This window comes from Oerskovia merdavium, from assembly GCF_014836755.1.
Classification (GTDB): Bacteria; Actinomycetota; Actinomycetes; order Actinomycetales; family Cellulomonadaceae; genus Oerskovia; species Oerskovia merdavium.
On sequence record NZ_JACSQF010000030.1, the window covers coordinates 22,981 to 36,525 of the forward strand.

Here is a 13,545-nt window from a genome sequence, read left to right on the forward strand (position 1 = left end):
TGCGGAGTTCTTGTGCGACACGCCTGGCGTGTCGCACAAGAGCTCCGCGCTCAGCGTCTGCGAGCCGGTCGGCGCCGACTAGAGCCCGGTCATCGCCTGCATCGCCTCGTTGTAGCGCGCCCCGGCGACGCCCAGACGCTCGGCGGCCTCGCCCAGCGCCGTGAGGTCGGCCGCGGGAAGGTCGAGCGTGACCGCGCCCAGGTTCTCCTCGATGCGCGACAGCCGACGCGTTCCCGGGATGGGGACGATGTCCGGCCGCTGGGCCAGCAGCCACGCCAGCGCGACCTGGGCCGGGGTCGCTCGGTGGGCTGCGGCGACCTCCCTGACGAGGTCGACCAGCGCCTGGTTCGCGGCGCGGTTCTCCTCGCTGAAGCGCGGGATGAGGGTGCGGACGTCCCCCGGGGTGAACTCGGTCGAGGTGTCCACGGTGCCCGTGAGGAAGCCCTTGCCGAGCGGGCTGAACGGCACGAGCGAGATGCCGAGCTCGTCGAGCGTCGGCAGGATCTCGGCCTCGATCTCCCGGGTCCACAGCGAGTACTCGCTCTGCAGCGCGGTCACGGGGTGCACCGCGTGGGCGCGGCGGATGGTGCCGGCGCCGGCCTCCGAGAGCCCGAAGTGCGCCACCTTGCCCTCGGCCACGAGCTCGGCGACCGTGCCCGCGACGTCCTCGACGGGCACCGCGGGGTCCACGCGGTGCTGGTAGAACAGGTCGATCCGGTCGGTGCGCAGGCGCGCGAGCGACGCGTCGGCGACGCGGCGGATCTGCTCGGGGCGGCTGTCCACCCCGACGGACCGCCCGTCGCGGATGTCGAAGCCGAACTTGGTCGCGAGGACCACCTGGTCGCGCAGCGGCTCGAGGGCCTCGCCCACGAGCTCCTCGTTGACGTACGGGCCGTACACCTCGGCCGTGTCGAAGAACGTCACGCCCCGCTCGACGGCGCCACGCAGCACCGCGATCATCTCGTCCCGATCACCGGGGTTGGGTCCGTAGCTCTGGCTCATGCCCATGCAACCTAGCCCGAGCGCGGACACCTCGAGCCCCTGGCCCAGCGTTCGCTTCTCCATGCGGTCCTCCTGAGGTCGTGCTGACGATCGGTTCACCTCGACGCTACGGGCGTCGGCACGAGGCAGGGAGTTCCTGGCGGTACCTCCCTCGGCGCTGCGGTGTCCGGTGTCCCGCCGCCGGGCCGCCGGGGTGCCCCGGGCTCAGCGACCGTCAGCGAGGACCACGAGCTGCTGGGTCGCGCGCGTCATCGCGACGTAGCGGTCGACCGCTCCCTCGATCCCCTCGCCGAACGACTCCGGGTCGACCAGGACCACCAGGTCGAACTCGAGCCCCTTGGCGAGCACCGGGGTCAGCGACCGCACGCGCGGCGTGCCCGCGAACGAGGGGGAGCCGATCACGCACGCGGTGCCGTCGTCGTGCGTCGCGAGCCAGGTCGCCAGGATCGCGTCCAGGTCCGCCGTGCCGCCGTGCACCACGGGGACCCCGGAGCGCCGGACCGACGTCGGCACGTTGGCGTCGGGGAGCGCGGCCCGGATGACCGGCTCGGCCTCGGTCATGACCTCCTCCGGGGTCCGGTAGTTGATGCTCAGCGAGGCGGAGCGGACCCGGTCGAGCCCGACCCGGGTGAGCCGTTCGTCCCACGACTCGGTGAACCCGTGCCTGGCCTGCGCCCGGTCGCCCACGATCGTGAGGCTCCCCGACGGGCAGCGCAGGAGCAGCATCTGCCACTCGGCGTCCGTCAGCTCCTGCGCCTCGTCCACGACGACGTGCGCGAACGGTCCCGCGAGCAGGTCCGGGGTCGCGGTCTCGAGCGAGGACGGGTCGACCAGCGCGCCCTGGAGGTCCTGCCCGCGCAGCATCGACATGACCTGCAGCTCGGAGTCGTCGGTCGCGATCAGGTGGTCGACGACGTCGGCCATGCGCGCGCTCTCGGCCGCGGCGGCGGCCTGGTTCCGGCGTCGTCGACGCGACTCCTCGGGGTCGCCCAGGCGCTGGTGCGCCGCGTCGAGGAGCGGCAGGTCGGCGACGGTCCAGGCCTGGGCGTCGTCGCGCTGCAGGGCCTGGGCCTCCGCGGGCGTGAGCCAGGGGGCGCACATCCGCAGGTAGGCGGGTACCGACCACAGGTCCGCGACGAGGTCGGTCGCCTCGATGAGCGGCCACGCCCGGTTGAAGGCCTTGCCCAGGTCCCTGTTCTGACGGAGCGACCGGCGGACCTGGTCCTCGGGCACGTCCTCGGTCTCGTCGGTGTGCTTGTCGACGAGGATCGTCAGCAGTGCCTCCCAGACCTCGTCGCGCGCCTCGTTGTGCGGGGTGCCGGGGTCGGGCGACGCGAACGCCTCTGCCCAGTCGGCCGTGCTGAGCCAGACGTCGGCCCACGGGGTGCCGACCTCCATGCCCTCGGTCGGCGGCCGTTCGGAGAACCGCACCGCGGGCTCGATCGCCGCGACCATGCTCGCCGACGCCTTGAGGCGAGCCACCTCGGGGTCGGTCTCCGGCGCTGCCGCTGCCCCCTCCGGGACGAGGTCGCGCAGCGTGCACGTCTGCACACCCTCCTCACCGAGGCTCGGCAGGACGTCGGCGACGTAGGCGAGGTACGGCTCGTGCGGTCCGACGAAGAGCACTCCGCCGTGGTGGTGCCCCAGACGCGGGTCGGAGTAGAGGAGGAACGCCGCGCGGTGCAGCGCGACGACCGTCTTGCCCGTGCCGGGGCCGCCGTCGACGACCAGGGCGCCGCGGGAGTCGGCACGCACGATCGCGTCCTGGTCGGACTGGATGGTGCCCAGCACGTCCCGCATGCGGGGAGACCTGCTGGTGCCGAGGCTCGCGATGAAGGCCGACTCGTCGTCGAGCGCGGCGCTGTCGTCGTGACCGTCCGCGGTGAACGACTCGTCCCAGTAGTCGCTGATCCGCCCGCCCGTCCAGCGGTACCGGCGACGGCTCGCGAGCCCCAGGGGGTGCGCACGCGTCGCCGCGAAGTACGGTTCGGCGGGCTGCGAACGCCAGTCGACCAGCAGGCGTCGGCCGGCGGCGTCGGTCAGGCCGAGCCGCCCGACGTACACGGGCTCGGACCCGTCGGCCGGCACCAGGCGTCCCAGGCACAGGTCGATCCCGTACCTCTGCAGGAGACGCAACCGGGAGCTGAGCCGGTGGATCTCCTGGTCGCGTTCGAGCGCTTCGGTGCCGGACCCGCCAGGGGCTCGGCGCGCGGCGTCGAGTCGCGCGGACAGGTCGGCGACCGAGTGCTCGAGGGTCGCGGCGACCGCGGCGAGGTGTCGCTCGTCGGCGGCGATCAGGGCCGGGTCCGCCTTCGCGGCGAGGCGCTCGGGAAGGTCGAACGGGCTGTCGTCCTGAGGGGGCACGCGAGAGGCTCCGATCGGGTTCGTGCGGGTGCGGGGTGACCGGAAGGCTGACGAAGAGGCGCGCATGACCGAGGTTCTCCATCCCACTGCTCGCGGCTGAGATCGACCATTCTGCGGGACGACGGGGGCCTTGCCGCAAGGCCCCCTGTGCGCTATATCTTGAGAGTGGAAGGGGTGAGCACTCCCCGTTCCCAGCCCCTCCGGCCCGCAGGGCGTCGCTTCTGCCAGGATGCACGGATGGTGCATCCCATCGAGCTGGTCCCCGTCGACGCAGAGACCTTCGACGACCTCGAGCCGGACGAGGACTCCCCGGCCACGGAGACGGCAGAGCCCGCGCCACCGACGCCCCGCGGTCGCCGGGTCTTCCCCCTCCTGGCGGTCGGGATCCTGCTGGTCGGGGTCTCGTACGTGCTGAGGCGCCTGGCCCAGGCGTTCCAGGCGCACGCGGTCGACAGGTCCGGCAGCCTCGACCTCTCGACGTGGCAGTACGGTGTCGCCAACGGTGCGGCCACGGCGCATGCCCTGACCGCCGCGGGGGGAGCCGCGGTGCTGACCGTGGCGGTGCTCCGCGCAGCGCGTGCCCTGGACGCCCTGGGGCGGTCCGACGACCTCGCACCCGACCGGCGGACGGGATCTCGGTGGCTCGTCGTCGTGGCGGCCTGCGTCGTCGCGGTGGCGGTCGTCGTCGCCCTCGCGTTCCCCCAGGTCGGCGCGCCGGGTCAGGTGATCGTCCAGGATGTCCGGTCCGGTCAGCTCTCGATCGTCGGCGGCTGATCCTTCGAGGCGTTCCCGCCCCCCGGCCCGGCCACGGCTCGCGAGGTCAGACCCCGCCGGCGAACCCCGTCTGGCGCCAGGCCTCGTAGATCGCGATCGACGCGCTGTTCGTCAGGTTGAGCGACCGGCGCCCGGGCAGCATGGGGATCTTGACCTGGTCGGTGATGCGCGCGTGCGCCAGGACGTCGTCGGGCAGGCCGGTGGGCTCGGGGCCGAACAGCAGCACGTCGCCTGGGCGGTACTCGACGTCGGTGTGCCGCGTGGTGGCCTTGGTCGTGAACGCGAAGACGCGGGCCTCGGGCATCGAGGCGAGGGCAGCCTCGAGGTCGGCGTGCACCTCCATCGCGGCGAGGTCGTGGTAGTCGAGCCCCGCACGGCGGAGCTTGGGTTCGTCGAGGTCGAAGCCCAGCGGCTCGACCAGGTGCAGGCGGGCGCCCGTCACGGCCGCGAGGCGGATCGCGTTGCCCGTGTTGCCCGGGATGCGGGGCTCGAAGAACACGAGGTGGGGGAGCGTCGGGGCCGGGCGCTCGGCGTCGGTGCCGAGGTGCGGGCGCCAGTCCTCGGCACCGGTGACCCCGGGCGAAGGTGCGGGCACGGACGTGGTGGGTGCGTCGTCGGGCATGGTCTCGATTCTCCCACCGTGGCGCCGCCCGACGGGCCGGTGCGGGCGTGACCTCCAGACCCTGCCCGTCCCGCGGCCCGCTCGGAGGGTTCAGCCCATCCGCGTGAGCGTGGCCGCGTCGACCTCGTGCTGCAGCGGCTCGCCCGCGAGGAAGCGGCCGATCTCCTCGACCACGATCGACCCCTGCCGCAGCCGACCCTGGACCGTCGCGGCCGCGTGGTGCGGCGTGAGGAGCACGTTCGGCAGGGTCCGCAGCGGGTGGTCGACGGGCAGCGGCTCGGCGTCGAACACGTCGAGCGCTGCGTCGATCCGTCCGCTCGCGACCTCGCGCAGCAGCGCGTCCTCGTCGGTCAGCCACGACCGGGCGGTGTTGACGAGCCCCGCCCCGTCGGGCATGAGGGCGAGCTCGCGCGCCCCGACCAGGTGGTGCGTCTCGGGCAGGGTGGGCGCGTGGACCATGGTGATGCGGCTCGTCGCGAGCAGGTGGTCGAGGCTCACGAGCGCGACGCCCAGGGCCTGGGCGTCCGCGGCCGACAGGGTCGGGTCCGCGACCACTACCTCGGCCCCGAGCGCGCGCAGCATGGTGATCGCCGCCCGCCCGGTCCGGGAGGCGCCGATCACGCCGATGCGCGTGCCCGCGATCTCGTACCGCGGGGGCGCGGCCTCGGCGTCCTCCCACGAGGCACCCGACGCGAGACCGTGGTGGAAGCGCGGGAGCTGGTGCAGGAGGGCCATCGCGAACACGACCGACACCTCGCCGACCGACTGCGCCATGCCCTGCCCGGCCTGGGTCACGCGCACGCCGCGCGCGAACAGCTCGGGCGTGACGAACGGCTTGACGCTCGCGCCCGTGTGCGCGACCAGGCGCAGGTCCGGCAGGCGGTCGAGCAACGCGGCGTCGAGGCGGGGCGTCCCCCACGAGATGACGAGCACCTGTGCGTGCGAGAGGCCCGACGACGCAGCGCCCGCCCGGGCGTCGAGCGTCGCACCCAGCGTGGCCGGGTCGTCGACGAGCACCACGTCGGTCAGCGCGGTCAGCGTCTCCCACGCCGCGGGCGTGAAGAACTCGGCCCGCAGCGCGGGGGAGACGCTGACGACGCTCGGGGTGCGGCTCATCGGGGAATCATGCCAGCCACGCGTCGAGGTGCTCCGCGACGAACGCGTCGTCCGACGCGCCGAGCCACGGGTACGCGGCCGTGACGCGCGTGAGCTCGTCGGCCTGCCCGGGGGACAGCGTCTCGGCGGGGTCGAGGCACCAGATGCCCTCGAGCAGCCCCTGGCGGCGCAGGACCTCGTGCACACCGGCGATGACCCCCGCGAAGTCGTTCGTGGAGTCGAACACCGCGGCGTTGGCGTCGGTGAGCCCGGTCTGACGGGCGACCAGGAGGCGCAGGGCCGCGTCGTCGGGCACCGTGAGCGTGCCGTCGGCCGTGACGCCGCGCGCGGCCTGGGCGAGGCGCAGGGTCTCGACCGCGCCGCGCGTCCACACGGCCCACTGGCCGAGCAGGCCGCCCACGAAGCGCGCGGTGTACGGGCTCGCGCTCCCCGTGACCGGGACGTCGACCTCGGAGACCAGGTCGGCGATGATCGCGTCGTCGTTGCCCGTGTAGAGCGAGATCTGGTCCGCCCGGCCGGACTCGGCAACGCCGCGCAGGACGTCGATGGTCCGGTACCGGTCGAACGGCGCAGCCTTGACGGCCACGACGGCCTCGATGGCGGCGAACCCGCGCCAGAAGTCGACCGAGAGGCGGGGCCCGCCGATCGCCTCCTGGAGGTAGAAGCCGACCACGGGCAGGACCTCGCCCACGGCCCGCGCACGGTCGAGCAGGTAGCGCTCGACCTCCTCGCGCGTGCCGCTCAACCCGGCCACGCGCGGCGCGAGGAGCACCGCGTCGTAGCCGAGCTCGGCCGCGACCTGGGCCTCGGCCACGGCCTGGGCCGTGGGTCCCGAGGCTCCGGCGACCTGGACGAGCGGACGCGGCCCCGTGGTCGCGGAACCTGCGGGCGCGTTCCCGCCCAGCGTCTCGCGCGACACCTCCGCGGCCATCTCGAGCACCGGCCGGTAGAGACCGACGTCGCGGATCTCGAACTGCGTCGTGTGCACGCCCACGGCCACACCGCCGGCCCCGGCCGCGTGGTAGTACCGCGTGAGGGCACGCTGGCGGCGCTCGTCGAACCGGCGGTCGGCGGTCAGCGCGAGCGGCTGGGCCGGGATGACCGTGCCCGCGCGCAGGAGCGCGAGCGACGCGGGCTCCATGGCGTCGAGGACCGAGGCCATCAGAACTTCCCGTCGCGGACGGTGAACTTGGTGGCCTTGCCGCTCGTGGGCAGGCCCGCCGCGAGCCACTGCGCCTGCCAGTCGACGAGCGTGCGCAGCGAGACGTCGGGGTACCCGAACAGCTCGTGGCACAGGCTCGCGTCGTTGAGCAGGGCCGTCCCGGCCTCCTCGCCCTGGAACGAGACCTCGCGGCCCAGCCCCGCGCCGAGCAGCCCTGCGAGGCGGCGCACCGACGCGGTCTCGGGGCCCGTGAGGTTGACCGTGAAGGCGGGGGAGGACGCATGGCCGAGCGCACGCAGCGCGACCTCGTTCGCGTACCCCTGCCACACGACGTTGACGTGGCTCGTGGTCAGGTCGACGGGCTCGCCCGCGAGGATCGGCGCGGCGACGTCGCACAGCACGCCGTAGCGCAGGTCGACCGCGTAGTTGAGGCGGATGTTCGCGACCTTGGTGCCGCGCGTGAGGGCCGCGTGCTGGAACAGGCGCTCGCGCCCCAGGCAGCTCATGGCGTACTCGCCGACGGGCCCGGTCGGGTCGTCCTCGGAGCAGCCGCCCGAGGAGACCGGGACGAGCGGGTACACGTTCCCGGTCGAGAACGCGGCGATGGTCGAGTCCGCGTAGCGGCGCGCGACGTCGCTCACGAGCGCGGCGTTCGCGGCCCACGCGAGCGAGGGAGCCGACGACGTGCCGAACTTGGCGCCGACCATGTAGACGACGTCCGCGCCGTCGGGCAGGCCGCCCAGGACCGCGGGGTCGCCCGTCATGAGGTCGGCCGTCACGACGTTCACGCCCGCGTCGCGCAGGTGGTCGGCCTGGGCCGGGTCCGACCAGCGCGAGACCGCGTGGACGGCGTCGCCCGTGCGGCCCGCGGCGTCGAGCGCGCGTCGGGCGAGGACCGTGAGGCTCGGGCCCATCTTGCCGCCCGCACCCAGGACGACCAGGTCGCCCGAGCGTGCGGCCATGTCCGCGACGAGCGCGGGCGAGGGCGTGGTGAGCAGGTCCTCGAGCTCGGCGAGCGAGGAGGGGCCGGCGGGGCGCCCGACGGCGGAGTCGCCGGCAGGAGCGACGGCGGCAGCGGGCAGAGGGCTGGGTGAGGTCGAAGACACGAGTGCTATCCCTTGATTCCGGACATGGTGACGCCCTCCTGGAAGTAGCGCTGGGCCACGAGGTAGGCGGCGAAGATCGGCACGAAGGAGATGGTCGCGCCGGCGAGGATCATGTTGAGCGGCACGTCCTGCTGCTGCAGCGACGCGATACCCACGGTGAGGGTCCAGTGGTCGGTGCCCTGGCCCATGATGAGCGGCCACAGGAAGTCGTTCCAGTGCCACAGGAAGACGAACGTGCCGAGCGTCGCGAGGATCGGCTTGCACAGGGGCAGCACGATGCGCGTGAAGATGCGCCACTCGGACGCACCGTCGAGCTTGGCGGCCTCGAAGAGCTCGTCGGGCATGTCCATGATGAACTGCCGCATGAGGAACACGGCCTGCGCGTTCGCGAGCGTCGGCAGGATCAGGCCCCAGTAGGTGTCCAGGCCGCCGACCTGCGCCATGAGGATGAAGGTCGGGATCAGGGTCACGTGGTACGGGACCATGACCATCGCGAGGAACGACCAGAACATGGCCTCACGGCCCGGGAACTTCTTCTTGGCGAACGCGTAGCCCGCCATCGCGGAGAACGCGAGGACCAGGACCACCGAGACGACCGAGTAGATGAGCGTGTTCCCGAACCAGGTCCAGATGTTCCCGGCACCGAGCACGCGCTCGTAGGCCGCGAAGCCCAGGTTCGTGGGGATGAGGCTCTGCGGGAACTGGATCGCCGCCGCAGGCTTGAGCGAGAGCACGACCATCGCGTAGAACGGGAAGATCGTGACGACCGCGGCGAGGCTCAGCACGACGTACCGCACGATCTTGCCGCGTAGCGTCAGGTCCATGCCCGAGTTCTTGCTGCGCTTGCGGCGCACCGTGGGCGTGAGGTCGGTCGGGCTGGTGGTACCGGCAGCGGTCCCGGGGTGCCCCGGGGTGCCGGGGGTGGCGAGCGTGGTCACTTGTCCCTCCCGATGAGGCGACGCTGCACCAACGCAACGACGATGGTGATGATGAACAGGGCGACGCCGAGCGTGCTGGCGTAGCCGAGGTCGAAGTACTTGAAGCCCTGGTCGTAGATCTGGTAGACGAGGCTGTAGCTCGCGCGGGCGGGCCCGCCGCCCGTCATGGTGTAGACCAGGTCGAAGATCTGGAACGACGCCGTGGTCTCGATGACCGCCAGGAAGAAGAGCGTGGGCTTGAGCTGCGGCATGATGATGTGCCAGAACCGGTGCCAGGCGTTCGCGCCGTCGAGCGCCGCGGCCTCCTCGAGCTCACGCGGCAGGTCCTGCATGCGGGCCAGGAGGATGAGCATCCCGTACCCGAAGCGCGACCAGATCGAGACCAGGGCCAGCGCGGGCAGGACCAGGGTCGTGCTGCCGAGCCACGAGTCGGTCGACAGGCCGATCAGGCCCATGAGCTGCGACCATGGGCCCCCGGTCGAGAAGACCCAGGTGAACACGGTCGCGGCGAGCACGAGGCTCGTGACCACGGGCAGGAAGAACACCGAGCGGTAGAAGCCCGACCCGCGGAACGAGCGGCGGACCAGGAGCGCCATGAACGTCGAGATCGCGAGCGACAGCGGCACGATCAGGACGCTGAGGATCAGGGTCACGCGCATCGCGGACCAGAAGATCGGGTCGTTGACCATGCGCTCGAAGTTGTCGAGGCCGGTCCACGTGGCCGTGTCCCCGATGGTGTAGTCGAAGAAGCTCAGCCCCACGCCGGCGATCGCCGGTCCGAACCGGAAGGCCAGGAAGAGCAGGAAGGCCGGGAGCGCGAAGAGCAGGCCGATACGGGCCTCGCGGCGGGCCATGGTGCGGCGGAACGTCGAGGGGGCCTTGCTGCCCGACGGGCCCGAGGGCCCACCGGACGCGCTCCGCGCGACGGGCGTGGCGCCGTCGGGCAGCGAGCCCTGGACGCCTGTCCCGAGGACGTCTCCGGACGGGGTGGTTGCTGTCATGAGGTTCTTCTCCTTCGCCTCACCGGGCCGGGGGCCGCGTCAGCGGCGGCCTCCCGGCCCGGTGGGTGTGGTGCGAGATCAGCCGAGGAGCGGGTTCGCGGCCGCGGCCGCGTCCTTCATGGCCTGCTCGGGGGTCTTCTGACCGATGAGCGCGGCCTGGATCTCCGGAGCGAGGATGCCCATGACCTCACGGGACTTCTCGTTGAGGTCGCCGGAGGTCGTGGCGTCGAGCGTGGCCTCGAGGGCCGCCATGGTCGCGTCGTCGCCGTACAGGCCGGTCTGCGAGGTGTACGGCGTGAACCAGCCCGCGGCCTTCGCGTACTCGGCCGACGCCTCGGGGCGCGTGGCGAACGCGAGCCACTTGCCCGCTGCGTCCAGGTTCTCGGCCTTCTTCATGAGGGCCAGCGAGCCGACCGTGCCGTAGCCGATCGACTCGGCCTCCTTGAGGGAGGGGAGCACGACCGTGTTCTCCTCGCCCCAGAAGCTCGCGACGTCGCCGGGGCCCTGCTGCCACGTGCAGGCGATCTTGCCCTGCGCGGTACGGGTCTGCTCGAACGCCGGGATCGTCGTCAGCAGGTCCTTCTCGACGAAGCCGCCCTCGGCCAGGTCGGTGACGAACTGGAGCGCCTCGATGCCCTCGGGGGAGTCGAACGCGACCTCGGTGCCGTCCTCGGAGAACACCGAGCCGCCCGCCTGCCACAGCAGCGGGTAGAAGGACTCGTTGAGCGTCGCGTCGACCGCACCCCAGTAGTTCGTGACGTCGTAGCCGGCGTCCTTGAACTTCGGGGCCAGGGTCATCAGGTCGTCCCACGTGGCCGGGTAGTTGCCCGACTCGCCGATCGCGTCGAACGCCGCGGCGTTGCACACGAGCGGCTTCGAGTTCATGATCAGCGGCGCGCCCATCATGGCCCCGTCGATGCTCACCGACTTGGCGGCGTTCTCGCGCAGGTCGCCCGTGTTGTCGGTGATGTAGTTGTCGACCGCCGCGAGGGACTTCGCGTACTTGGGGAGCTGGTCGGGGATGAGGTAGACGACGTCGGGGCCCTTGCCGCCCGCGATGCCCGTCGCGAGCGTCTCGTCGCGGCCGGCCCACGGGTAGATCTCGACCTTGACGTCGACGTCGGGGTTCTCGGCCGTGAACTCGGCGATCTGCTCGTCCCAGAACTTCTTGTGGGCCGCCTCGTCGGCGATGACGGGGTAGGTCCACATGGTCACCGAGCCCGAGGCCGCGCCGTCCGAGGGGACGGGGGTCGAGCTGCCGGTCGTGCCGCCACCGCTGCACGCGGTGAGGGCGCCGAGGCTGGCGATCGCGGCGATCGCGGTCACCACGTGCTTCTTCGGCATGGTCATTTTCGTGCTCCTTTGACGTCGAACGATGACTACCGTGCTGGATGCTTGCTGGATGTTTCGGGGGTCGTGCGGTGGTGCTCTCGGGTGCTTCGCTGCTCCCTGCGAGGTGCTGCTTCGGTGCCCGGGCGGGGGGTACCCGTCCGGACGGGACGTGCTGCTAGCGGGCCGGGACCTCCACGACGGTGCGTGAGTGCCGTGACTCCTCGGCCGCGAACACGGCGAGGTGGCTCTGGAGGGACTCGACGGCGCCCGAGCGGACGTGCGACGCGTCGCCCGTCGCGACCGCACGCACGAACGCGTCCATGACCCCCGAGTCGCCGCCGCCGTGGTCGTCGGCCGCGTTGGTCGCACCGTGGTGACCCGAGTCGTGGACCGTGACCGAGCCGTCCCGGAAGTCGGTGACCCGGATCTTCTCGCCGTCGCCGTCGAGGCATCCGTGGGTCCCGAAGATCTGCGTCTTGCGGTGGTCCTGCTCCGAGAAGGCCGTCATGGTGAACGTCGCCGCTCCACCGCCCTCGAGCTCCATCGCGACGACCTGGTGGTCCACGACGTCGTTGTCCGACGCGTAGACGCACCGCCCGTAGTCGCCCGTGCGCAGCGCCTCGATCACCGAGGCCTCGTCGGTGCCGTCGGTGACGACCGTGACGGGCCAGATGGCGCCCTTCTCGCGCAGCGTGCCCAGGTACAGGCGCGGCGCGGAGTACGGGCAGGTCGGCTCGAGCGGGCAGTCCAGGCAGCGGTCCGCCGCGCCCTCGGGACGCTCCTCGGGCCGGAAGTGCTTGAGCGAGCCGAAGCTCGCGACCGTCGTGATCCGCTTGCCCGTGACGTAGCGGATCCAGTCCAGGTCGTGGCTCGACTTCGCGAGCAGCATGGGGCTCGACGTCTTCTCCGAGCGCCACGGGCCGCGCACGTACGAGTGCGCGTCGTGCCACCAGCCGACCGGTTCGAGGTGCTGCACGTTGACGACCTCGCCCAGGACGCCCGAGTCGACGACCGACTTCATGAGGTCCGTGTACGGCATGTAGCGCATCACGTGGCACACGCCGAACAGGACGCCCGAGGCCTCGACCGCGTCGACCACGTCGCGGCACTCCTCGGGGCTCGGGGCGAGCGGCTTCTCGACCAGGATCGCGTAGCCCTGGGCGGCGAGGGCGACGACCGGGTCGCGGTGCTCACGGTCCTGGGTCGCGACGATGACCATGTCGGCGAGGCGGGCGGGGGCGCCCGTGGTCTCGTCGCCCGCTGCGACCAGGGACTCCCAGTCCGCGAACTCCGCGACGGGGGCGGCGTCGGGGTTCGCCGCCGCCGACCCGGACGCCACGAGCGAGCGCTGGAACGGGCGCGGGTCGGCGACCGCGACCAGGCGGGCACGGTCGGGGTGCGCGGCGATCCAGCGTGCGTAGGTCTGACCACGGTTGCCGGCGCCCACGAGGGCGACGGTCACAGGTGCATCATTGCGGGTCACGAGCGGTCCTTGCTTCGTTGCGGGGGCTGCGGGGCGAACGGGTGGTGCGGAGCGAACGGGTGGTGCGGTGAGGGGCCGGGCGAGTACGGCTTCTTTTGCTATTTGCTATAGCAACTATGACAGATGATCCTGCGCCCTGACAGCCCGTCAGGTCAACTTGCGACCGAGTCGTTATCTTTCGGGCGGACCGATCGGGGGCGGCCGGGGTGGGGCCGGGGCGAGGGCGGCCCGGGCCCGGGGTGGGCCGACGGGGTGGGGCCGATCGCCGGGGTGGATGCGGCCGGGGCGGGGCTCGACCGGGGTGGGGACGCGGGTCGGTCGTGCGGGTCAGCGGGCGGGGCCCTCCTCTCGGTGCCGAGCACGAGGTTGCGGTCGCTATCTCGCTGACAACGACCGCAACCTCGTGGTCGAGGTGGCAGAACCTCGTTCTCGGCGCCGGTGCCGGGGCTGGTCGCGCAGGCCCGGCACCGGCGCCGAGCATGCGGTGGGCGTCGCGATCCGTGCGATCTGGGACGACAACCGCATGGTCGACGGGCGGAAACCGCATGCTCGACGACCGAGCCGAGACCGACGACCGAGCCGAGACCGACGACCGAGCCGAGACCGACGACCGAGCCGAGACCGACGACCGAGCCGAGACCGACG

At 72.3% G+C, this 13,545-nt stretch carries 11 protein-coding genes; 1 reads left to right on the forward strand and 10 read right to left on the reverse strand.

Annotated elements, in window-relative coordinates; translation table 11 throughout:
* Nucleotides 1–78 precede the first annotated feature (78 nt).
* On the reverse strand, nt 79–1,065 hold the full coding sequence (locus H9641_RS19245; RefSeq protein WP_191806025.1) for an aldo/keto reductase: 987 nt from the start codon (nt 1,063–1,065) through the stop codon (nt 79–81).
* 141 nt (nt 1,066–1,206) lie between these two features.
* Nucleotides 1,207–3,366: an RNA polymerase recycling motor ATPase HelR gene (gene helR / locus H9641_RS19250; RefSeq protein ID WP_191806026.1), complete on the reverse strand. Its 2,160-nt coding sequence runs from the start codon at nt 3,364–3,366 to the stop codon at nt 1,207–1,209.
* Nucleotides 3,367–3,603: 237 nt separating this feature from the next.
* Here helR and H9641_RS19255 point away from each other — a divergent pair, with 237 nt between their 5' ends.
* Nucleotides 3,604–4,140: a hypothetical protein gene (locus tag H9641_RS19255; RefSeq protein WP_191806027.1), complete on the forward strand. Its 537-nt coding sequence runs from the start codon at nt 3,604–3,606 to the stop codon at nt 4,138–4,140.
* Between the two features lie 46 nt (nt 4,141–4,186).
* Here the strand turns inward: H9641_RS19255 and H9641_RS19260 are convergent, their stop codons facing one another.
* The 8 genes from H9641_RS19260 to H9641_RS19295 all read right to left on the reverse strand — a co-directional run bounded on the left by H9641_RS19260 (nt 4,187) and on the right by H9641_RS19295 (nt 12,879).
* Nucleotides 4,187–4,762 (reverse strand): tRNA (cytidine(34)-2'-O)-methyltransferase, encoded by a 576-nt coding sequence (locus H9641_RS19260; RefSeq protein WP_191806028.1) that lies wholly within the window; start codon nt 4,760–4,762, stop codon nt 4,187–4,189.
* A gap of 90 nt (nt 4,763–4,852) precedes the next feature.
* Complete coding sequence (locus tag H9641_RS19265; protein ID WP_191806029.1) at nt 4,853–5,878, reverse strand: hydroxyacid dehydrogenase; 1,026 nt, start codon at nt 5,876–5,878, stop codon at nt 4,853–4,855.
* A gap of 7 nt (nt 5,879–5,885) precedes the next feature.
* Nucleotides 5,886–7,040 carry a dihydrodipicolinate synthase family protein gene (locus H9641_RS19270; RefSeq protein WP_225220736.1) on the reverse strand — a complete coding sequence of 385 codons (1,155 nt, stop codon included), beginning with the start codon at nt 7,038–7,040 and terminating at the stop codon, nt 5,886–5,888.
* A complete protein-coding gene (locus tag H9641_RS19275; RefSeq protein ID WP_318244697.1) occupies nt 7,040–8,146 on the reverse strand; it encodes an NAD-dependent epimerase/dehydratase family protein in 1,107 nt (368 codons plus the stop codon). The genes H9641_RS19270 and H9641_RS19275 overlap by 1 nt, the downstream gene beginning before the upstream one ends.
* A 5-nt stretch (nt 8,147–8,151) precedes the next feature.
* Nucleotides 8,152–9,084, reverse strand: a complete 933-nt coding sequence (locus H9641_RS19280) for a carbohydrate ABC transporter permease (RefSeq protein ID WP_318244698.1) — start codon at nt 9,082–9,084, stop codon at nt 8,152–8,154.
* Nucleotides 9,081–10,085: a carbohydrate ABC transporter permease gene (locus tag H9641_RS19285; protein ID WP_225220737.1), complete on the reverse strand. Its 1,005-nt coding sequence runs from the start codon at nt 10,083–10,085 to the stop codon at nt 9,081–9,083. The genes H9641_RS19280 and H9641_RS19285 overlap by 4 nt, the downstream gene beginning before the upstream one ends.
* A 78-nt stretch (nt 10,086–10,163) precedes the next feature.
* Nucleotides 10,164–11,435, reverse strand: a complete 1,272-nt coding sequence (locus H9641_RS19290; RefSeq protein ID WP_191806030.1) for an ABC transporter substrate-binding protein — start codon at nt 11,433–11,435, stop codon at nt 10,164–10,166.
* Between the two features lie 157 nt (nt 11,436–11,592).
* On the reverse strand, nt 11,593–12,879 hold the full coding sequence (locus H9641_RS19295) for a Gfo/Idh/MocA family protein (protein WP_191806031.1): 1,287 nt from the start codon (nt 12,877–12,879) through the stop codon (nt 11,593–11,595).
* Nucleotides 12,880–13,545: the final 666 nt, after the last annotated feature.